This window comes from Aeromonas bivalvium (assembly GCF_046078285.1).
Classification (GTDB): domain Bacteria; phylum Pseudomonadota; class Gammaproteobacteria; order Enterobacterales; family Aeromonadaceae; genus Aeromonas; species Aeromonas bivalvium.
Window position 1 is genome coordinate 14,880 of sequence record NZ_JBGXBV010000007.1, and the last position, 20,602, is coordinate 35,481.

19 protein-coding genes are annotated in these 20,602 nt (G+C 60.5%); 5 read left to right on the forward strand and 14 right to left on the reverse strand.

Translation table 11 applies throughout. From position 1 onward, the window contains the following. Positions 1-76: 76 nt before the first annotated feature. From ACEUCR_RS15240 to mioC, 14 genes are all read right to left on the reverse strand, one after another. Positions 77-502, reverse strand: coding sequence for a F0F1 ATP synthase subunit epsilon (locus ACEUCR_RS15240; RefSeq protein WP_042000414.1), 426 nt, complete (start codon positions 500-502; stop codon positions 77-79). Between the two features lie 18 nt (positions 503-520). Continuing rightward, entirely contained in the window at positions 521-1,909 is a 1,389-nt protein-coding gene (atpD, locus tag ACEUCR_RS15245) for a F0F1 ATP synthase subunit beta (protein WP_042000409.1), read from the reverse strand. 33 nt (positions 1,910-1,942) lie between these two features. Continuing rightward, a complete protein-coding gene (atpG, locus tag ACEUCR_RS15250; RefSeq protein ID WP_042000406.1) occupies positions 1,943-2,809 on the reverse strand; it encodes a F0F1 ATP synthase subunit gamma in 867 nt (288 codons plus the stop codon). 42 nt (positions 2,810-2,851) lie between these two features. Beyond that, entirely contained in the window at positions 2,852-4,393 is a 1,542-nt protein-coding gene (gene atpA / locus ACEUCR_RS15255) for a F0F1 ATP synthase subunit alpha (RefSeq protein WP_042000403.1), read from the reverse strand. Positions 4,394-4,408: 15 nt separating this feature from the next. Continuing rightward, positions 4,409-4,942, reverse strand: coding sequence for a F0F1 ATP synthase subunit delta (atpH, locus tag ACEUCR_RS15260; RefSeq protein ID WP_042000399.1), 534 nt, complete (start codon positions 4,940-4,942; stop codon positions 4,409-4,411). 13 nt (positions 4,943-4,955) lie between these two features. Continuing rightward, entirely contained in the window at positions 4,956-5,426 is a 471-nt protein-coding gene (atpF, locus tag ACEUCR_RS15265) for a F0F1 ATP synthase subunit B (RefSeq protein WP_042000487.1), read from the reverse strand. A 57-nt stretch (positions 5,427-5,483) separates the two neighbouring features. Continuing rightward, positions 5,484-5,711: a F0F1 ATP synthase subunit C gene (atpE, locus tag ACEUCR_RS15270; protein ID WP_370881544.1), complete on the reverse strand. Its 228-nt coding sequence runs from the start codon at positions 5,709-5,711 to the stop codon at positions 5,484-5,486. Positions 5,712-5,750: 39 nt separating this feature from the next. Beyond that, positions 5,751-6,530: a F0F1 ATP synthase subunit A gene (gene atpB, locus ACEUCR_RS15275; protein ID WP_042000394.1), complete on the reverse strand. Its 780-nt coding sequence runs from the start codon at positions 6,528-6,530 to the stop codon at positions 5,751-5,753. An 8-nt stretch (positions 6,531-6,538) separates the two neighbouring features. Then, positions 6,539-6,928, reverse strand: a complete 390-nt coding sequence (locus ACEUCR_RS15280; protein WP_244911321.1) for an ATP synthase subunit I — start codon at positions 6,926-6,928, stop codon at positions 6,539-6,541. A gap of 207 nt (positions 6,929-7,135) precedes the next feature. Further along, a complete protein-coding gene (locus tag ACEUCR_RS15285; RefSeq protein ID WP_042000390.1) occupies positions 7,136-8,044 on the reverse strand; it encodes a ParB/RepB/Spo0J family partition protein in 909 nt (302 codons plus the stop codon). Then, complete coding sequence (locus ACEUCR_RS15290) at positions 8,041-8,844, reverse strand: ParA family protein (RefSeq protein ID WP_042000388.1); 804 nt, start codon at positions 8,842-8,844, stop codon at positions 8,041-8,043. The genes ACEUCR_RS15285 and ACEUCR_RS15290 overlap by 4 nt, the downstream gene beginning before the upstream one ends. Before the next feature lie 34 nt (positions 8,845-8,878). After that, entirely contained in the window at positions 8,879-9,496 is a 618-nt protein-coding gene (rsmG, locus tag ACEUCR_RS15295) for a 16S rRNA (guanine(527)-N(7))-methyltransferase RsmG (RefSeq protein WP_408791252.1), read from the reverse strand. Positions 9,497-9,517: 21 nt separating this feature from the next. Then, a complete protein-coding gene (gene mnmG, locus ACEUCR_RS15300; protein WP_111874384.1) occupies positions 9,518-11,407 on the reverse strand; it encodes a tRNA uridine-5-carboxymethylaminomethyl(34) synthesis enzyme MnmG in 1,890 nt (629 codons plus the stop codon). Positions 11,408-11,925: 518 nt separating this feature from the next. After that, positions 11,926-12,375: an FMN-binding protein MioC gene (mioC, locus tag ACEUCR_RS15305; protein ID WP_042000382.1), complete on the reverse strand. Its 450-nt coding sequence runs from the start codon at positions 12,373-12,375 to the stop codon at positions 11,926-11,928. 381 nt (positions 12,376-12,756) lie between these two features. On the opposite strand from mioC, the gene ACEUCR_RS15310 reads away from it, so the two are divergent. The 5 genes from ACEUCR_RS15310 (at position 12,757) to fhuB (ending at position 20,392) form a co-directional block, all read left to right on the forward strand. Further along, on the forward strand, positions 12,757-14,856 hold the full coding sequence (locus ACEUCR_RS15310) for a TonB-dependent siderophore receptor (RefSeq protein ID WP_408791254.1): 2,100 nt from the start codon (positions 12,757-12,759) through the stop codon (positions 14,854-14,856). A gap of 61 nt (positions 14,857-14,917) precedes the next feature. Next, on the forward strand, positions 14,918-16,564 hold the full coding sequence (locus ACEUCR_RS15315; RefSeq protein WP_408791257.1) for a multidrug ABC transporter permease/ATP-binding protein: 1,647 nt from the start codon (positions 14,918-14,920) through the stop codon (positions 16,562-16,564). 154 nt (positions 16,565-16,718) lie between these two features. Then, the gene (locus ACEUCR_RS15320) at positions 16,719-17,483 is read left to right on the forward strand and encodes an ATP-binding cassette domain-containing protein (protein WP_408791260.1); all 765 of its coding nucleotides are present in this window, start codon (positions 16,719-16,721) and stop codon (positions 17,481-17,483) included. A gap of 30 nt (positions 17,484-17,513) precedes the next feature. Further along, complete coding sequence (locus tag ACEUCR_RS15325; protein ID WP_408791394.1) at positions 17,514-18,413, forward strand: ABC transporter substrate-binding protein; 900 nt, start codon at positions 17,514-17,516, stop codon at positions 18,411-18,413. After that, positions 18,410-20,392, forward strand: a complete 1,983-nt coding sequence (gene fhuB / locus ACEUCR_RS15330; RefSeq protein WP_408791264.1) for a Fe(3+)-hydroxamate ABC transporter permease FhuB — start codon at positions 18,410-18,412, stop codon at positions 20,390-20,392. The genes ACEUCR_RS15325 and fhuB overlap by 4 nt, the downstream gene beginning before the upstream one ends. Positions 20,393-20,602: the final 210 nt, after the last annotated feature.

Genomic DNA, 20,602 nt, shown 5'->3' on the forward strand with positions numbered 1-20,602 from the left:
TGAGGAAATGCTCGGCGGAGTCTATCGAACGGGCAAAAAAAAAGCGACCCGAAGGTCGCTTTTGATAGTACCGCTATTAACGGTAATTCTTTTTGACGATATCGATAACCCGCAGTTGGGCCATCGCCTTGGCCAGCTCGGTGGCGGCCTGGGCGTAATCGATGTCACCATGGGAGCTGTGGATCCGCTCCTCGGCACGACGCTTGGCTTCCTGGGCTTTCGCCTCATCCAGGTCATCGGCACGAATCGCGGTATCGGCCAGCACAGTCACGGCTTCGGGTTGTACTTCCAGCATGCCGCCGGAGATGTACATCACCTCTTCATCACCGTTCTGCTTCACCAAGCGGACCAGGCCCGGCTTGATGGAAGTCAGCAGCGGCGCATGACCGTGGCGGAGACCCAGCTCACCCTCGGAGCCTGATACCTGAGCAGATTGTACGCGACCGGAAAACAGCTTTCCTTCGGCGCTCACCACGTCCAGGTGAAAGGATATCTCAGCCATGGGCCCTCCTATCGAGGCTTACAGTTTCTTGGCTTTCTCGACGACTTCGTCGATACCGCCAACCATGTAGAACGCCTGCTCGGGCAGATCGTCATACTCGCCTTTCAGGATGCCCTGGAAACCACGGATGGTCTCTTTCAGCGGCACGTATTTGCCCGGAGAACCGGTAAATACTTCGGCCACGAAGAACGGCTGGGACAGGAAACGCTCGATCTTACGGGCACGGGCGACGGTCAGTTTGTCTTCTTCTGACAGTTCATCCATACCCAGGATGGCGATGATGTCCTTCAGCTCCTTGTAGCGCTGCAGTACGGTCTGAACGCCACGAGCTGTCTCGTAGTGCTCCTTGCCAACCACCAGCGGATCCAGCTGACGGGAGGTGGAGTCCAGCGGGTCAACGGCCGGGTAGATACCCAGCGCCGCGATCTGACGGGACAGTACCACGGTCGCATCCAGGTGGGCGAAGGTGGTCGCCGGCGACGGGTCGGTCAAGTCATCCGCAGGCACGTAAACGGCCTGGACTGAAGTGATGGAACCTGTCTTGGTGGAGGTGATGCGCTCTTGCAGAACACCCATCTCCTCGGCCAGGGTCGGCTGGTAACCTACTGCGGAAGGCATACGGCCCAGCAGTGCGGATACCTCGGTACCGGCCAGGGTGTAACGGTAGATGTTGTCCACGAAGAACAGCACGTCACGACCCTCGTCACGGAACTTCTCGGCCATGGTCAGGCCGGTCAGCGCCACGCGCAGACGGTTTCCGGGCGGCTCGTTCATCTGACCGTAAACCAGAGATACCTTGTCCAGTACGTTGGACTCCATCATCTCGTGGTAGAAGTCGTTACCCTCACGGGTACGCTCGCCCACACCGGCGAACACGGAGTAACCGCTGTGTTCGATGGCGATGTTACGGATCAGCTCCATCATGTTGACGGTCTTGCCGACACCGGCGCCGCCGAACAGACCAACCTTACCACCCTTGGCGAACGGGCATACCAGGTCGATAACCTTGATGCCGGTCTCCAGCAGGTCGTTGCTGTTGGACTGATCTTCGTAGCTGGGGGCTTCGCGGTGGATGGACCAACGCTCTTCTTCGCCGATCGGACCCTTCTCGTCGATGGGGTCGCCCAGTACGTTCATGATGCGGCCCAGGGTCGAGGTACCGACCGGTACCTGGATTGCCTTGCCGGTATTAACTACTTCCAACCCACGACGCAGACCGTCGGAGGAACCCATGGTGATGCAGCGTACGACACCGCCACCGATCTGCTGCTGCACTTCCAGCACCAGACCCTGGCCTTGACCTTCGCTGACGACGCTCAGAGCATCGTACACCTTGGGCACGGCATTCTGCGGGAACTCGATGTCCACCACAGCGCCGATGATTTGGACGATGAAACCATTACTCATGTCAAATCCTCTAAACCTTTGATAACCCTTGCCTTACACCGCAGCAGCACCGGAAACGATCTCTGTCAGCTCCTGGGTGATACTGGCCTGACGGGCCTTGTTGTATACCAGTTGCAGATCGTTAATCAGGTTGCCGGCGTTGTCAGTCGCGGCTTGCATGGCAACCATTCTGGCTGCCTGTTCGCTGGCCAAGTTTTCCACCACACCCTGGTACACCTGGGACTCGACATAGCGAATCAGCAGGGTATCCAGCAGCTTCTTGGGATCCGGCTCATAGAGGTAATCCCAGTGGTGCTTCTTGGCGAGCTTGCTGTCTTCTGTTACGGGCAAAGGCAGCAATTGATCGACTCGGGGTTGCTGGACCATGGTGTTCACGAACTTGTTGTACACCAGATACAGCTTGTCTATCTCACCGTTGTCGTACGCCTTCAGCATGACCTTCACTGAACCGATCAGGTCATTGATGCTCGGGTTGTCACCCAGTCCGGAGACATGGGCTTGCACCTTGGCACCGTGCCGCTGAAAGAAGCCGGAGGCTTTGTTGCCGATCAGAGCCAGGTCAACCTTGGCTCCTTTCGCGCTCCATTGCTTCATATCGTTGAGGGCTGCCTTGAACAGGTTGATGTTCAGGCCGCCACACAGGCCACGGTCGGTGGAGACGACGATGTAACCCACTCGCTTGACCTCACGTTCCATGAGGTAGGGGTGCTTGTATTCCAAGTTCCCCTGGGCGATATGGCCGATCACCTTGCGCATGGTTTCAGCGTACGGACGGCTGGCAGACATGCGTTCCTGCGCACGGCGCATCTTGCTTGCTGCCACCATTTCCATAGCGCCGGTGATCTTCTGAGTGTTCTTCACACTCCCGATCTTGTTACGTATCTCTTTTGCGCCGGCCATCTCTTCTCTCCATCAGGTGGCAGCTTGCGCTGCCACACACGCTTACCAGGTCTGGGTTGCCTTGAAGGTATCGAGCAACGCAGTCAGCTTGCCAACGATGTCATCGTTGTAGTCGGCCTTGGCATTGATCTCAGCCATCAGCTCACCATGCTGGGTATTGGCGTAAGAGAGCAGAGCGGCTTCGAAGTCGACGATCTTGGCGATTTCGACATCGGAGAGGTAACCCTTCTCGGCGGCGAACAGCACCAGCGACTGCTGGGCCACGCTCATCGGAGAGTACTGTTTCTGCTTCATCAGCTCGGTCACTTTCTGACCGTGGTCCAGCTGCTTGCGGGTCGCCTCGTCCAGATCGGAAGAGAACTGGGCAAAGGCCGCCAGCTCGCGGTACTGGGCCAGTGCGGTACGGATACCACCGGACAGCTTCTTGACGATCTTGGTCTGGGCCGCGCCACCTACCCGGGATACGGAGATACCCGGGTCAACCGCCGGACGAATACCGGAGTTGAACAGCTGAGTGGTCAGGAAGATCTGACCATCGGTGATGGAGATCACGTTGGTCGGAACGAACGCAGACACGTCACCGGCCTGGGTTTCGATGATCGGCAGCGCGGTCAGAGACCCCGTCTTGCCAGTCACGGCACCCTTGGTGAACTTCTCGACGTACTCGACGTTGACGCGGGAGGCGCGCTCGAGCAGACGGGAGTGCAGATAGAAGACGTCACCCGGGTAGGCTTCGCGTCCAGGCGGACGGCGCAGCAGCAGGGAGATCTGGCGGTAGGCCACGGCTTGCTTGGACAGGTCATCATAGATGATGAGCGCGTCTTCGCCGCGGTCACGGAAGTACTCACCCATGGAGCAACCGGCATAGGGCGCCAGGTACTGCAGGGCAGCGGCTTCGGACGCGGAGGCAACCACGACTATGGTGTTGGCCAGGGCGCCGTGCTCTTCCAGCTTGCGCACCACGTTGGCGATGGTGGAAGCCTTCTGGCCGATCGCGACGTACACACACTTAATACCAGAGTCTTTCTGGTTGATGATGGTGTCGATGGCGATGGCGGTCTTGCCCACCTGACGGTCACCGATGATCAGCTCACGCTGGCCACGACCGATGGGGATCATGGCATCGATGGCTTTCAGGCCGGTCTGGACAGGCTGGTCAACAGACTTACGCTCGATAACGCCCGGTGCGATGACTTCGATCGGCGAGAAGCCGTCGTTGTCGATGGGGCCCTTACCGTCGATAGGCTGACCCAGGGTGTTGACCACCCGGCCCAACAGACCACGACCGACCGGCACTTCCAGAATGCGGCCAGTCCCTTTTACTTTCATCCCTTCGGCCAGATCGGCGTAGGGACCCATGACCACGGCACCGACGGAGTCACGCTCCAGGTTCAATGCCAGAGCGAAGCGGTTGCCCGGCAGCTCGATCATTTCACCCTGCATGGCATCGGCCAGACCGTGGATACGAATGATACCGTCGCTTACGGAGACGATGGTACCTTCGTTGCGCGCTTCGCTCTTGACATCAAACTGCGCGATGCGCTGCTTGATAAGCTCGGCGATTTCAGTGGAATTCAGTTGCATGCTCTAATACCCCAATCAAGATTGCAGCGCGTCGGCCATGCGATCCAGCTTACCGCGGACTGTGCCGTCGATAACCAGATCTCCGGCCTTGATGAGCACTCCGGCCATCAAGGACGCATCCATGCTGCAATTCAGCTTCACTTTGCGTGCGAGACGTTGCTCCAGAGAAGCCTGAATAGCGGCCTTCTGCTGGTCGGTCAGTTCGTGTGCCGAAATCACGTCAGCCTGAACTTCTTTGTCGAGTTCAGCCTTGAGCAATACATATTCGGTCACGACCGCCGGCAGCACACCCAAGCGACCATTCTCAGCCATCACCCGGATCAGGTTCTGGCCATGCGCGTCGAGTTGTTCACCGCAGACACTCACAAACAGGTTTGCGAGGGACTCGGCAGCCACAGAGCCGTGCACCATGGAGTGGATGGTCTCGTTCTCCACGACTTGCGCCGCGAAATCGAGCATCTCCAGCCATTGGTCCACCGCCTTGTGCTCAACGGCAAACTCGAAAGCAGCCTTGGCGTAGGGGCGAGCGATAGTAGTCAGTTCAGACATGGCCCCGTTCCCGTTACAGTTCTGCTACCAGTTTGTCGACGATGTCGCTGTTGGCAGCCTGGTCGATGTGGCGCGCCAGGATCTTCTCTGCGCCCGCAATGGCAAGAGCAGCAACCTGCTTGCGCAGTTCTTCTTTGGCACGATGACGTTCAGCGTCGATCTCGGCACGGCCTTGAGCCAGGATTTTCTCCCGCTCAGCCTGGGCACCGGTTGCCGCCTCATCGATGATCTGGGCCTTGCGTTTGTTGGCCTGTTCAATGATTTCGGCAGCCTGACGCTTGGCTTCTTTCAGCTGATCGCTGGCGTTGGCCTTGGCCAAGTCCAGATCTTTTTTGGCACGCTCTGCTGAAGAGAGTCCGTCAGAGATAGCTTTCTGACGGGCTTCGATGGCAGCCATCAGCGGCGGCCATACGAACTTCATGCAGCACCAGACAAAAATGATGAAAGCAAGTGTCTGACCGAGGAGGGTGGCATTGATACTCACAACCAAGACCTCTCTATATGAAATTTAAAAAGAAAGTGATAACAACCGCATCACTTATCAGGCTGCAACCCCGAAGATCAGGTACAGAGCCATACCGACCACGATCATCGGGATAGCGTCGACCAGACCCATTACGATGAAGAAGTTGGTACGCAGGATAGGCATCAGGTCAGGTTGACGAGCGGCGCCTTCCAGGAACTTGCCACCCAGCAGAGAGATACCGATAGCGGCACCAACAGCGGCCATACCCAGCATGATTGCAGCGGCGAAGTAAATCATTTCCATCTTTATATTCTCCAAACAGAGCTAGTAAACGTAACAGGATTAATGGTCTTCACTGGCCATCGACAAATAGACAATGGTCAATACCATGAAGATAAAGGCTTGCAGAGTAATTACCAGAATGTGGAACAGCGCCCAGGGCACACTAAGGAGCCATTGGGACCACCACGGTAGCAGACCAGCGATCAGGATAAACACCAGTTCACCGGCATACATGTTACCAAACAGACGCAGACCCAGAGAGATGGGCTTGGACAGCAGGGTAACCAACTCCAACGCGAGGTTAACAGGGATCATTGCCCAGTGATTGAAAGGGTTGAGGGTCAACTCTTTCACAAAACCCGAGACGCCCTTCATCTTGATGCTGTAGATGATGATCAAGGCGAAGACACCCAGGGCCATGGACATGGTGATGTTAACATCGGCGGAAGGAACTACTCGCAAGTAGGGGATGCCCAGCACTTGTGCTGTGTAGGGCAGGTAGTCAACCGGGATGAGATCCATCAAGTTCATCAGGAAAACCCAGATGAACACGGTCAGTGCCAGCGGAGCGATCAGCTTGCTCTTACCGTGGAAGATACCCTTGACGGTGTCATCCACAAACTCGACAACCATTTCTACAAAACACTGAAGCTTGCCCGGTACACCGCTGGTCGCCGTAGCAGCCACCTTGCGGAATATCCAGATAAACAGAGCGCCGAGGATAACGGAAAATATCATGGAGTCGATATTTACCGTCCAGAACCCCGAACCCACTTGCAGATGGTGCAGGTGGTGGGAGATGTATCCCTGAGTAGTCAGGGCTTCTCCGGTTGCAGCCATGAGTTTTCCTAGTAGCGGTTATTGAGAACGATCGTGATGACCCATTGGAAAAACAGGGAGAGCGAATAGGTGACATAGAGGGGAAGGTGATCCACCTCGACGTACGAGAGCACTGCCACGAAGAGTGCGACGGTACTTACCAGCTTGATCCCTGCTCCAACATAAAAATCCCACAACACCCAGCCCGCACTCCCGGGGCCGAGGTTCCGGTTCAACGTAAACAGACTGAACAGGAGTTGTGGAATCAGGTATATGCCTCCCCCATAGAGGGACGCATATCCAGCCGAAATGCCCTTCAGGTGAACCCAAGCGGCACTTACAGCCAGGATCAGGGTGAGTTGGCAAGCAATCATCGCCAGGGCCAGTGTCAAACCTTTCCAGGCCAATTTCTGCTTCACCTACGCCCCCTGAACATTACAGAACTGTAAAAAACGACATGTTGGCATGCACGAATTTACAGCCCCAAAAGCCGGTCAAATTATACCCTTGAAGACAGCTATTGCAACATGGCAAAAACCCTTAAATTTTGCGGCTTTCCGCACAAAATTAAGGTTATGTTCATATCGAAAGGAATGGATGTTTTATTACTACACAAAGCGTAAAAATCACGATTCTGACAGGCCAAAATAGCCCAAAACCCGATCCAAATCGGCCAAGTTCTCGTAACTTATTACTAACTTGCCACTATCCTGTTTGCCTTGCTGCAATTGCACCTGATTACCAATTTTTTCGGAAATCTGACGCTCGAGGTAAGCAAATTGCGGATCCCGAACCGGTTCAACCCTGGTTTTTGCCGGTTCCAATGTTTTTTGCACCAAGCGCTCGGTATCTCGCACGGTCAACCCCTTCTGGGCCACCAGTTTGGCCAGCTCGGACTGGGCCGGGCCGCTCAGGGCCAGCAGGGCACGGGCATGACCCATGTCGAGGTCGCCATGCTCCACGAACCGCTTCACGTCGTCGTTGAGCTGGTTGAGGCGCAGCAGGTTGGTCACCGTGGTGCGGGACTTGCCCACCGCCTCGGCCACCTGCTGGTGGGTCAGCTCGAACTCGGTCAGCAGCCGCTGCAGGGCGACGGCTTCCTCGATGGCGTTGAGGTCTTCGCGCTGGATGTTCTCAATCAGGGCGATGGCCACGGCGGCCTCGTCGGGCACGTCCTTGACGATGCAGGGCACCACCTCGAGCCGGGCGAGCTGGGAGGCGCGCCAGCGCCGCTCGCCGGCGATGATCTCGAACGACTGCTCGCCGAGGGGGCGCACCACTATGGGCTGGATCACCCCCTGGGCGCGAATGGAGTTGGCGAGATCGTCCAGCGCGTCCTGGGACATGTCCTTGCGCGGCTGATACTTGCCCGAACGCAGCCACTCCACCGGCAGCTTGCGCAGCTCGCCCTGGGGGGCGGGGGCCATGGCCTCTTCGGTGCGCTGATCGCTCATCACCTGTTTCTGGCGCGCGGCCGTGCTGGTGCTGAGCAGGGCATCCAGCCCCTTGCCCAGCCCACGTTTTTTCGGGGTCATATGCTCTCTCGATCTGCGATGGCCGCCTGTGGCGCCTGCTCCTGGCGGCGCAGTATCTCGCCAGCCAGAGCCAGATAGGCCTTGGCACCCACCGATGATTTGTCATAGTGCATGGCCGGGGCTCCGAAGCTCGGCGCCTCCGCCAGCCGCACGTTGCGGGGGATGATGGTGCGATAGACCTTGTCCCCGAAGTGCTGTTTAAGCTGATCGGACACATCATTGGCCAGCCGGTTGCGGTGATCGAACATGGTGCGCAGCACCCCCTCGATCTTGAGATCCGGATTGACCACGGCGGCCAGCTTGCTGATGGTGTCGACCAGGGCGGTCAGCCCCTCCAGGGCATAGTATTCGCACTGCATGGGCACCAGCACGGAGTCGGCGGCGGCCATGGCGTTGACGGTCAACATGTTGAGGGAGGGGGGACAGTCGATGAAGATGTAATCATACTTGTCGCGCACCGAGGCGATGGCGTTGCGCAGCCGAATCTCCCGGGCGAAGAACTCCATGAGGCGAATTTCGGCCGCGGTCACGTCGGCGTTGGCGGCGATCAGGTGATAGCCGCCGGAGGTGTCGGTGACGATCACCTCCCGCACCGGGGTATCTTCGATCAGCAGCTCGTAGGCGGTACGTTCGACGTCATACTTGTCGACGCCGCTGCCCATGGTGGCATTGCCCTGGGGATCCAGATCGATCACCAGCACCTTGCGGCGAGTAGCCGCCATGGAGGCCGCCAGGTTCACGCAGGTGGTGGTTTTTCCGACCCCACCCTTCTGGTTGGCTATGGCGATGACTTTTCCCACACTATCCCCTCAATGAAACGGCAGCCCAAGCGGGCTAGATGGTTTTAAACTCCAGCAGGTGACGCTCGCCTTCCAGCTCGGGCACCACCAGGGGATGGGAGGCCACCAGGCGGATATTGGCCGGCAACTGGGCCAGCTCCTGCGCCGGGTATTGTCCCTTGAGCGCCAGGAAGCTGCCCTCCTCGGACGGCAGGTGGTGACACCAGGTCAGCATGTCCTCCAGGGAGGCAAAGGCCCGGCTCAGCACGCCATCGAAGCCCTGTTCGGGCTGATAGGCTTCCACACGGCTCAGCACAGGGGTCACGTTGGTGAGTCCCAGCTCCTGAGTCACCTGGCGGATGAAGCTGATCCGCTTGCCCAGGCTGTCGAGCAGCACAAACTGCTTGTCCGGGTTGATGATGGCGAGCGGCAGACCCGGCAGACCCGGGCCGGTTCCCACGTCGATGAAGCGTTCACCGCGAAGGTGAGGGCTCACCACCAGACTGTCGAGGATATGCTTGACCAGCATGGCGTCAGGCTCGCGCACCGAGGTGAGATTGTAAGCCTTGTTCCACTTGTGCAGCAACTCGACCAGCTTGATAAGTTGGGTCTTTTGAGTCTCAGCTATAACGATATCGGCCTGCGCGAGCAGGCCGTTCAATCTTTCCAGCATGTTTTCCAAGGGCAAGGATCCTCAGGCGGTTTTACGCAGCAAACCGTGTTTTTTCAGGTGTACCAGCAGGATGGAGATGGCCGCCGGTGTGATGCCGGAGATGCGGGACGCCTGACCTATGGTCTGGGGCTTGGCATCGTTCAGCTTGGCGATCACCTCGTTGGAGAGACCGTTGACGTCGCGGTAATCCATGTCCAGCGGCAACAGGGTGTTTTCGTTGCGCAGTTGCTTCTCCACCTCGTCCTGCTGACGATCGATGTAACCGGCGTACTTGATCTGGATCTCCACCTGATCGGCGGCGGCCGGATCCGCGAGGGCCGGGCCTACCCCCTCGATCGCCATCAGGGCGTCATAGGTCACTTCCGGGCGACGCATCAGCTCTTCCAGGCTGTGTTCCCGGCTGATGGGGGTGTTGACCAGGGCATTGATGCCGGGCACGGCCACATGCTGGGGATGGATCCAGGTGCTGCGCAGACGCTGACGCTCCTGCTCCACCGACTCCAGCTTGCTGTTGAACCTGGCCCAGCGCTCATCGTCCACCAGGCCCAGCTCGCGGCCGGCCGGGGTCAGACGCAAGTCAGCGTTGTCTTCCCGCAGCAGCAGCCGGTATTCGGCGCGGCTGGTGAACATACGATAGGGCTCGCGGGTCCCCAGGGTGGAGAGGTCGTCCATCATCACGCCCATGTAGGCCTGATCCCTACGGGGATGCCAGGGATCCTTGTCCTGGGCGCGCAGGGCGGCGTTCAGCCCCGCCAGCAGGCCCTGGGCTCCAGCCTCTTCGTAACCCGTGGTGCCGTTGATCTGGCCGGCGAAGAACAGATTGGGGATGCACTTGCTCTCCATGTTCGCCTTGAGATCCCGCGGATCGAAGAAGTCATATTCGATGGCATAGCCGGGACGGGTGATGTGGGCATTTTCGAAGCCGCGGATCGAACGGACGATCTGTACCTGCACGTCGAACGGCAGGCTGGTGGAGATCCCGTTCGGGTAAAGCTCGTGCGTGGTCAGCCCTTCCGGTTCCACGAAGATCTGGTGCGCCGTCTTGTCGGCGAAACGGGTGATCTTGTCCTCGATCGACGGGCAGTAGCGCGGGCCAATCCCCTCGATCACCCCGGCGTACATGGGGCTGCGATCCAGGTTGTTGCGGATCACCTCGTGAGTCTGCTCGTTGGTGTGGGTCACGAAGCAGGAGATCTGGCGCGGATGCTGGCTGGCATCACCGATGAAGGAGAATACCGGGGTCGGCGTGTCGCCCGCCTGGGCCTGCATCACGGAGAAATCGACACTGCGGGCATCGATCCGTGGCGGAGTGCCCGTCTTGAGGCGGTCGATGCGCAGCGGCAGTTCCCGCAGGCGCTGGGCGAGGGCGATCGAGGGAGGATCCCCTGCGCGGCCGCCCTTGTAGTTGTCCATGCCGATGTGGATCAAGCCGTTGAGGAAGGTGCCAACGGTCAGTACCACCGTCTTGCCGTGAAAGCGGATCCCGCTCTGGGTCACGACACCTGCGACGCGATCCCCGTCCATGATGAGATCGTCACAGGCCTGCTGGAAGATCTTCAGGTTAGGCTGATTCTCCAGCATCTCCCGTACTGCCGCCTTGTAGAGCAGACGATCCGCCTGGGCACGAGTGGCACGCACTGCCGGGCCCTTGGAGGAGTTGAGGGTGCGAAACTGGATCCCGCCAAGATCGATGGCACGGGCCATGATCCCGCCGAGGGCGTCGATTTCCTTGACCAGGTGTCCCTTACCGATCCCACCGATCGCCGGGTTGCACGACATGTGGCCCAGGGTATCGATGTTGTGAGTCAGCAGCAGGGTATTCATGCCCATGCGGGCAGAAGCCGCCGCCGCCTCGGTTCCTGCATGACCGCCACCGACGACGATCACATCAAATTGTTCATGGTATTGCATTGGGATCACCTTGATCTGCACGCCTGAGATCGTTTTGTTTGCCGTCTAAAACCCCGTATCAAGGGGGCAAACATTCTATCTGTTTCACGTGCTCAGTGAAACGTCTAGTTGATCGCCTTTGGGGGATCAGGATCCGTTAGTAGATCTTAAGGATCTTTAGATCGATCTTTTACTGGATCTTTTATTAGGATCCGGGGTTTCTGTTGATAAGCACTTTTTGATCATAAAGATCATTATCTTAAAGACGATCCCAGCCTGTGGAAAAGCTTGGATCCTGGCCCGGGGAACCGGGGGACAACCAGGGTATTTATACACAGCACCGGATCTGTAGATAACTAGCACATAGGATAACTATAGGTTTTACAGAGGTTTGAGCCATACTTATCCACATCCACCCCGATTGCTGTGGGTAAGCATGTAGAACAAGTCTGCCGGATCGGAATGTGAATAACCTGGTGGATAGTCAATCCGGGGGGAGGAGGGGAGATCGTCTCCTGGCCGGGGATCTCCCTCCTTGATCAGGGGATCGAGGCGAGCCAGGGGTGGATCCAGGCCTGGGCGGCATCTTCCGGGATCTCGTAGCGGGTGACATCTATCTCCAGCCGCTCGCCGATCCGGCTGGCTCCGCACTCGTGCAACAGGCGATCCAGGGTCTTGCCGCCGGCGCAGAAGGTGTCGTAGCTGCTGTCTCCCAGGGCGACCACCCCGTAACGAAACGCGGCAAGATCCGGTTTTTGCTCGGAAAGATCTTTTGCGAAGGGCTGGAGATTGTCCGGCACGTCCCCGGCACCATGGGTCGAGGTGACGATCAGCATTATGGCGTCAGGCTCGGCCATGATGGTCGCCAGGCGGGCAGGGTTATGGATCTCTGTCTGGTGGCCCTCCTGTTCGATCTGCTGGGCAAGGTGGTCGGCGACATACTCGGCGGCGCCCAGCATGGAGCCGACGATGAGGTTGAATTTGGCCATGACGATATGATTCCTGATGCGATGAGGATCCGGATTCTACCGCCAAAGCATGTGGATAAATATGGATAAGCCTTGGGGATATTCGGCCTCTTTGCGATGGCCGAGATCCCGCCGCGGATCCTCACTCTTTTTTCTCTTCTGCTCTTCCTTATATATGGCACCCCGCCAAAAAGACTCTTTCGTATCCACTTTTGCCGGCTGAGTGGGATCTCCTTGCTCTTCATCAATACGGATGCGAATGATTGGCAATTATTCAATCGATTGAGATTACCTCCTGTAGTAGCATGACGCTGCTTTATTCGCCGCATCGTTCGGCGGGGCGGGCCTGGCCCGTCTCATAAAAACATGAAACCAACTCATTGAAGAATTGAGACTTAAAACATGACAGTTCAAACAGAAGATTCATTCGCCCCGGCCCTCTCCCTGCTGGGGCGTCTGGTGCCTCTGGCGTGCCTGCTGGGTACCTTGCCTGCCCTGGCCGAGGAGAATGTCCTGCCCAAGGCCAGCGAAACCATGGTGGTCACCGGCACCGCCATGAAGGTGGAAGTGCCCATGGCCGAGACCCCGCGCGCCGTCTCCGTGGTCAACCGCGAGGAGCTGGATCAGCATGCCGTGCAGCAGCTCGATGAAGCCGTGCGCTACCGCTCCGGCGTACTCACCGGCCTCTATGGCTCCGACAACAACACCGACTGGTTCAAGGTGCGCGGCTTCGATGCGGCTTCCTACCTGGATGGCAACCGCCTGTTCGGCACCGGCTACTATGTTTGGACCCCGGAACCCTTCGGCCTGGAGAGCGTGGAAGTGCTGAAAGGGCCGGCCTCCATCCTCTACGGCGAGGCGCCTCCCGGCGGCGTGATCAACGCCATCAGCAAGAAGCCGACCGTCACCCCCCAGGGTCTGCTGGATCTGCAACTCGGCAGCCGGGATCATCGCCAGATCGGGGTGGATGTTTCCGATGCCCTGACCGACGATAGCCGCTACCGCATGGTGGCCCTCTATAAAGAGCGGGATGGGGTGCTGGATGGCACCTACAACGAGCGTGCCTACCTGGCGCCGAGCGTCACCTTCGATCTTTCGGATCGCACCAGCCTGACCCTGCTGGCCAGCTTCCTGCACGATGAAGGAGTGCCGACCAACGGCTTCTTCCCGGTTTACGGCACCCTCAATACAGAGGGTGGCCAGATTGATCCCGCCACCAACCTGAGCCAGCCGGATTACGATCGCAACCGCAACACCCAGATCTCCGCCGGCTACGAGCTGGCTCACCAGATCAACGAGACCTGGGAGTTCAAGCAGAACGTCCGCTTCAACTACAACGATCTGCTGCTGCGTCAGACCTATATCTTCCCGACCTATGAAGGCACCACCGCCTACCGGGGGCTGGTCTACCGGGATGGCGACACCAAGAGCGGCACCATGGACAACCAGCTGGTGGGCTACTGGAACACGGATCGTACCGAACAGACCCTGTTGCTGGGGATCGATCTGCAGCGTCACGTGAACGAAGGCCAGGAAGCCGACAACTACGGCATGGGATCCATCGACACCCTGCACCCGGATCACGGCGGCTTCCCCGGTTTCGACGAGTCCACCACCACCCATCAGAAGAGCACCAAGGGCCAGAGCGGCTTCTATGCCCAGCACCAGATCCGCTGGGACGATCGCTGGCTGCTGACCGCGGGTGGTCGCTTCGACTATGTGGAGACCCACAACATCAGCGAAGCCACCAGCAAGAACGAGAAGCAGTATGACGACAACCTCTCGCTCTCCGGCAGCCTGATGTACCTGGCCGACAACGGCCTCTCCCCTTACTTCGCCTATGCGGAGTCGTTCGAAGTGCTGCCTGGCATAGACCCGAACACCAAGAACTCCTACAAGCCGCTGGAAGGCAAGCTGTACGAGACCGGCATCAAGTACGCCCCCAGCTTCCTCGATGGCTACATCAACCTGGCGCTGTTCGATCTGGAACAGACCAACTCGCTCGTCTCTACCGGTTCCGGCCAGCAGACCCAGGCCGGTGAAGTGACCTCCCGGGGCGTGGAACTGGAAGGGAGCGTGCAGGCCACAGAGGCGCTGCGCCTGACAGCGGCCTACACCTATACCGATGCCAAGACCAACGACACCGGCGATGGCGATCGTCGTGCCAGCCTGATCCCCCGTCATCAGGCCTCCTTCTGGGGCAACTACCAGGTGCTGCAGGGCCCGGTCTCCGGGCTGGAACTGGGCACCGGGGTGCGCTACATCGGCTCCAGCGTCGGCATAGGTGCCGTGAATGCGGACTACAGCCCCATCTACGGTTCGGCCCAGGTGCCGGCCCAGACGGTGTGGGATGCGATGATCGGGTATGATTTTGCCAAGAACTGGCGTGCCCAGGTCAACGTCAACAACCTGCTGAACGACACCTATGTGGCGAGCTGTGACTACTACTGCTACTACGGCGAGCCGCGCAGCATAGTCGGCTCCGTCAACTACCGCTGGTAAGATACAGGCCGGGCGGGAGCCTCAAGCTCCCGCCCTCCTTCTTTTTGTATACAGGCCTGTCATGGAACTCTTGTCACTGGTTTACCGCCAATATCGTTGGCCCTTCATCGCCATTACCCTGCTCAGCCTGCTCAGCGCAGTGAGCGGGATAGGTGTTATTGCCTTTATCAATCAATCCCTTATCGAATCAGTTGGTGAGCCATTACCCGTGCTTGGCCAGCTGATCGCCCTTATCTTGCTGCTGCTGGTGATCACGCTGGGATCCCAGCTGGCATTGACCACCCTGGGTCACCATTTCGTCTATCACCTGCGAGGCCGCCTGCTCAAGCAACTGCTGGACACCGACGTCGCCCGCATTCGCCAGATAGGGCAGGGGCCGCTGCTGGCCTCCCTCTCCAGCGACATTGGCCAGATCACCATTGCCTTCGTGCGCCTGCCGGAGCTGGTGCAGGGGCTGGTGCTCACCCTGGGTTCCATCATCTACCTCGGCTTGCTCTCTCCCGCCCTGCTCGGTGTCACCGCCCTCTGGGTCACCGTGACCATGGTGGTGGGCTGGCTGCTGGTGAACCGGGTCTATCGCCACCTGGCCCGGATGCGTCAGGCCGAAGACAGGCTCTACCAAAACTACCAGTCCATCATCGCGGGCAGCAAGGAGCTGGCCCTCAATCGCGAGCGGGCCCACTTCGTCTACCACCAGCTCTATGAGCAGAACGCCCGGGACTACCGCCGGGAGATCATCCGTGCCGATACCTATCACCTGAGCGCGGTGAACTGGTCGAACATCATGATGCTGGGGGCCATAGGTCTGGTCTTCTTCCTGGCCAATGGCCTCGGCTGGGCCAACACCAATGTGGCCGCCACCTTCGCCCTGACCCTGCTGTTCCTGCGCACCCCGCTGCTGCAGGGCATAGGCGCCCTGCCGACCCTGATCTCGGCCCAGGTGGCGTTCGACAAGATAGCGACCCTGAATCTGGCCGAGCCGGAGCCCAGGTTCCCGCTGCCGCCGGCGCCTCGTCCCTGGCAGCGCATCGAGCTGGAGCAGGTGAGCTTTCACTATCAGGGGGAGGGCGGTTTCGCCGTGGGGCCCATCAATCTGACCATTGAGCGGGGGGAGCAGCTCTTCATCATTGGCGGCAACGGCTCCGGCAAGTCGACCCTGGCCATGCTGCTGACCGGGCTCTATCAGCCGGTCTCTGGCCGGATCCTGCTGGATGGTGAGCCCATTGCCGATCGCAACGCCTACCTGGCGCTCTTCTCCGCCATCTTCACCGACTACCACCTGTTCCAGCACCTGCTGGGGCCTGAGCCGAAAGAGGCCCTGGTGGCCGAGTGGCTGGAGCGGCTGCAGATGGGCAGCAAGCTTGCCATCGAGGAGGGCTTCATCGCCAACATCGATCTCTCCCAGGGGCAGCGCAAGCGGGTCGCCCTGCTGCTGGCACTGGCGGAGCAGCGCGAGGTGATGCTGTTTGACGAGTGGGCGGCGGATCAGGATCCCCAGTTCCGCCGCATCTTCTATCAGGTGCTGTTGCCACGCCTCAAGGAGATGGGCAAGACGGTGATCGCCATCAGCCACGACGATCTCTATTTCTCCCTGGCGGATCGCCTGCTGGAGATGCGTCAGGGCCAGCTCACCGAGCTGACCGGCGAGCGGCGCGAGCAGGTGAGCCGGGATGCGGTCGCCCATCTCGATAGCGAGGTGCCGGTCTGATGCCGGCCGCAAGGGGGAGGCGAGCGCCAACCCCTTTCAGCACAGGAATGAATCATGTTTGAGAGGAAATCTGCCGGTTTTATGGTGAACGCTCGCCGAGCCATGGCGCTCACCGACCCGAGCGTCGAGCACAGCGCCGGCACGGGAGCAGATCATGTTTGAGATGAAAGCCGCCAGCTTCGCGGTCAACGACCGCACCCTGCTGCAACCCACCAGCCTGCGTTTCGAGCAGGGTCAGGTCTACGGCCTCATCGGCCACAACGGCTCGGGCAAATCCACCCTGCTCAAGCTGCTGGCACGCCAGCAGCCCCTGAGCGATGGGGAGATACTGTTCGATGACAAGCCGCTGCAGGAGTGGGGCAACCGGGACTTCGCCCGTCAGGTGGCCTATCTGCCCCAGCATCTGCCGAGCGCCGAGAACCTGCTCGGCCGGGATCTGGTGGAGATGGGGCGCTATCCCTGGCGCGGCCTGCTGGGCCGCATGGGGGCGGAAGATCACCGCCAGGTCGACAAGGCCATTGCGCTGACCCATACCGAGGGGTTTGCCGACAGGCTGGTGGATACCCTCTCCGGCGGCGAGCGGGGCCGGGTCTGGCTGGCCATGCTGCTGGCCCAGGAGAGCCGCTTCATCCTGCTGGACGAGCCGCTGGCCGCCCTGGACGTGGCTCATCAGGTGGAGGTGCTCACCCTCGTCAAACAGTTGAGTCGCCAGCTCAACCTCGGGGTCATCATCGTCATTCACGACATCAACATGGCTTCCCGCTTCTGCGATCGGCTGGTGGCGCTGCACACCGGCCGTCTGCTGACCCACGGCGAGCCCGAACAGATCATGACAGGGGAGACCCTGAACTCCATCTATGGCATCCCCATGGAGGTCATTCGCCACCCGGCTCATGACCACGCCATCGCCATCGTCTGACCGGGGGAGCTCTTGAACCTTTTATTGAAGATGGCCCCCTGCCTCGTCAGCCTGCTGCTGCCGCTGGCGACGCAGGCCGAGACACCGCCCTCATCCCCTGCTGCCGACGGCACTGTTCCGCGCATCGCCACCGTGGACTGGACCATAGCCGAAACCCTGCTGGCCCTCGGCGTGACCCCGCTGGCCATGGGGGATGTGAACTCCTATCGCGCCTGGGTCGGCGAACCCAGGCTCCCCGCCGGGGTGATCGACATCGGCCTGCGGGCCCAGCCCAACCGGGAACTGCTGGCTGAGCTCAAGCCCGATCTCATCCTCATCTCCCCGCTGGCGGCCCCCCTGGCGCCGACCCTGTCCCGCATCGCGCCGGTGCAGTCCATCGCCCTCTATGAACCCGATGCCGAGCTGTGGCCGCGGCTGCGCGAGGCGACCCTGACCATAGCCGCGTTGGTGAACAGAACCGCCGAGGCCGAGCGCCAGCTCGCCGCGCTGGAGCGGGATCTGGCGCAGATGAAGGAGACGCTGCCCGCCTCTCTGCCCCCCTTGCTGGTGGTGCAGTTTATCGACGAGCGCCATGTACGGGTGTTTGGCCGCCACAGCCTGTTCGAGGCGGTGATGGCGCGGCTCGGCCTGCGCAATGCCTGGCAGGGGGAGACCAACGCCTGGGGCTTCTCGGTGGCCAGTCTCGAGCAGTTCTTGGCTATTCCCGAGGCCAGGCTGGTGGTGGTGGATCCCATTCCCGTGGGGGTGAGTGAAAAACTGCAGGAGCCCGGGCTCTGGCAGCACCTGCCGCTGGTACAGAACACGCCCGTGCTGCATCTGCCCGCGACCTGGAGTTTCGGCGGCATGCTGGCCGCCCGTCGTTTCGCCACCCTGCTCGGCGAGGCACTTCAGCCTCAGGGCGGCGTGGCCTTCAAGGGGGAAACCCGATGAATCGTTTCGTCTCCTCTCCCTTGCTGCGCCCGGGCCTCTGCCTGCTGGCGCTGACCCTGGTGCTGGCCTGTGGTGAGCTGGCGCGCCAGCTGCCGGGCGCACTCTGGTGGCAGGCGCTCTTCTCCCCCGAGCTGGACGACGCCCGCCAGGCGGTCATTCACTTCAGCTGGCTGCCGCGGCTGGTGGTCTGCCTGCTGGCCGGTGCCGCCCTCGGGCTGGCCGGCACCCTGATGCAGCAGGTGCTGCGCAATCCCCTCGCGTCCCCCACCACGCTGGGGGTGGCCTCCGGCGCCCAGCTGGCGCTGATGATGGTGACCCTGTTCGCCCCCTCCTGGCTGCTGATCGGGTGCGAGTGGATCGCCATGGCGGGGGGCAGCCTTGCGATGGCGCTGGTGTTTGCCCTGGCCTGGCGTCGCCAGCTCAACCCTGTGGTCATCGTATTTGCGGGGCTGGTGATCAACCTCTATCTGGCGGCCATCAGCATGGGGCTGCTGCTCTTCTTCCAGGAGGAGCTTAAGGGCCTGCTGGTGTGGGGCAGCGGCTCCCTGGCCCAGAACAGCTGGAGTGGCGTGAGCTACTTGCTACCCCGCCTGCTGCTGGCCGGCGTCCTGGCCGCTGTGCTGGTGCGCCCGCTGGGCGTGCTGGAGCTGGACGATGCCAGCGCCCGCAGCCTGGGGGTCTCCCTCAAGCAGCTGCGCTTCGCCGGCCTCGGGCTCGCGGTCTTCGTCACCGCCTGCGTGGTGAGCGTGGTGGGGCTCATCGGTTTCATCGGGCTGGCGGCACCGGCCATGGTGCGACTGCTGGGGGTGAGGCAGCTCGGCCAGCGCCTGCTGTGGGCCCCCATACTGGGTGCCTTGCTGCTGGCGGCCACGGATCTGCTGCTGCAATCCCTGAGCCGCTTCTGGCCTGTGCTGATCCCGACCGGGGCCATGACGGCGCTGCTGGGGGCCCCTCTGCTGCTCTGGCTGATCCCTCGGCTTGCCTTCAAGTCAGGCGCTCCCAAGGCCGCCAGCGGCCTGACGGTGGCACGCCATGGGGCGCCCGCTCGCCTTATCGGCCTGCTGTTGATAGGGCTGCTATTGGCGGTGGTTGCGTCCCTGCTGGTCGGGCAGGGGATGCACGGCTGGAGCTGGCCGAGCTGGCTCAGGTGGCAGGCCCAGCTGGAGTGGCGCCTGCCGCGTACCCTGGCTGCCGGTGCTGCCGGTGTGCTGCTGGCCCTGGCGGGCACCCTGTTACAGCGGGTCAGCAGCAACCCCATGGCGAGCCCGGAGCTGCTGGGGGTGAGCGGCGGCACCTTTATGGGGGTGATAGCGACGGCCTTGCTGCTGCCCGCTTTGCCGCTGCCCATGATGCTGCTGGGGGGCCTGCTCGGTGCCTTCGGCTGCCTGTTGCTGCTGGTGCTGGTCAACCGCAAGCACGGTTTCCAGCCTGAGCGGATCCTGCTCTCCGGCATCGCCATCACGGCACTGTTCGAGCCGCTGCAGGCCATCGCCCTGGCCAACGGCGATCTGCGGGTGCAGCAGCTGCTCTCCTGGATGTCTGGCTCCACCTATTACGTCACCCTGCCGGTGGCCTATGGCCTGACGGGGTTGGCGCTGCTGATGCTGGCGGCCTGCTTGCTGGTGAGCCGCTGGCTCGATCTGATGCCCATGGGGCCGGCGGTGGCGACGGCCCTGGGGATCCACCTCAGTCGTGCCCAGCTCATCATACTGCTGCTGGTGGCCGTGCTCACCGCCAGTGCGACCATGGTCATAGGCCCGCTCTCCTTCGCCGGCTTGCTGGCCCCCCACATGGCCAAGCTGATGGGGCTGGTGCGGGCCCGCTGGCACCTGCTCGGTGCGGCGGGATGCGGGGCCCTGCTGATGGTGTTGGCGGACTGGGTCGGCCAGCAGATCCTGTTCCCGCAGGAGGTGCCGGTCGGTCTGGTCTCCACCCTGTTAGGGGGCGCTTACTTCATGTGGTGCCTGCGCCGCCTCTAGGTTTGCGGATAAAAAATGCACAAAAAAAGCCCGGGATCATCCCGGGCTTTTCATTGTCTGCCGTGCAGGTTTATTTGCCGATGCAGAATGTAAATAATTTATTATCTTCAATATGTTAGTGACTTTTCGGGGGCCACTTGGGGTAAAAGTAACTAAAACAGCATATTGAGAGGCCGCTCACGGGTTTCTGCCATCGTGCAGCGTTCCCAT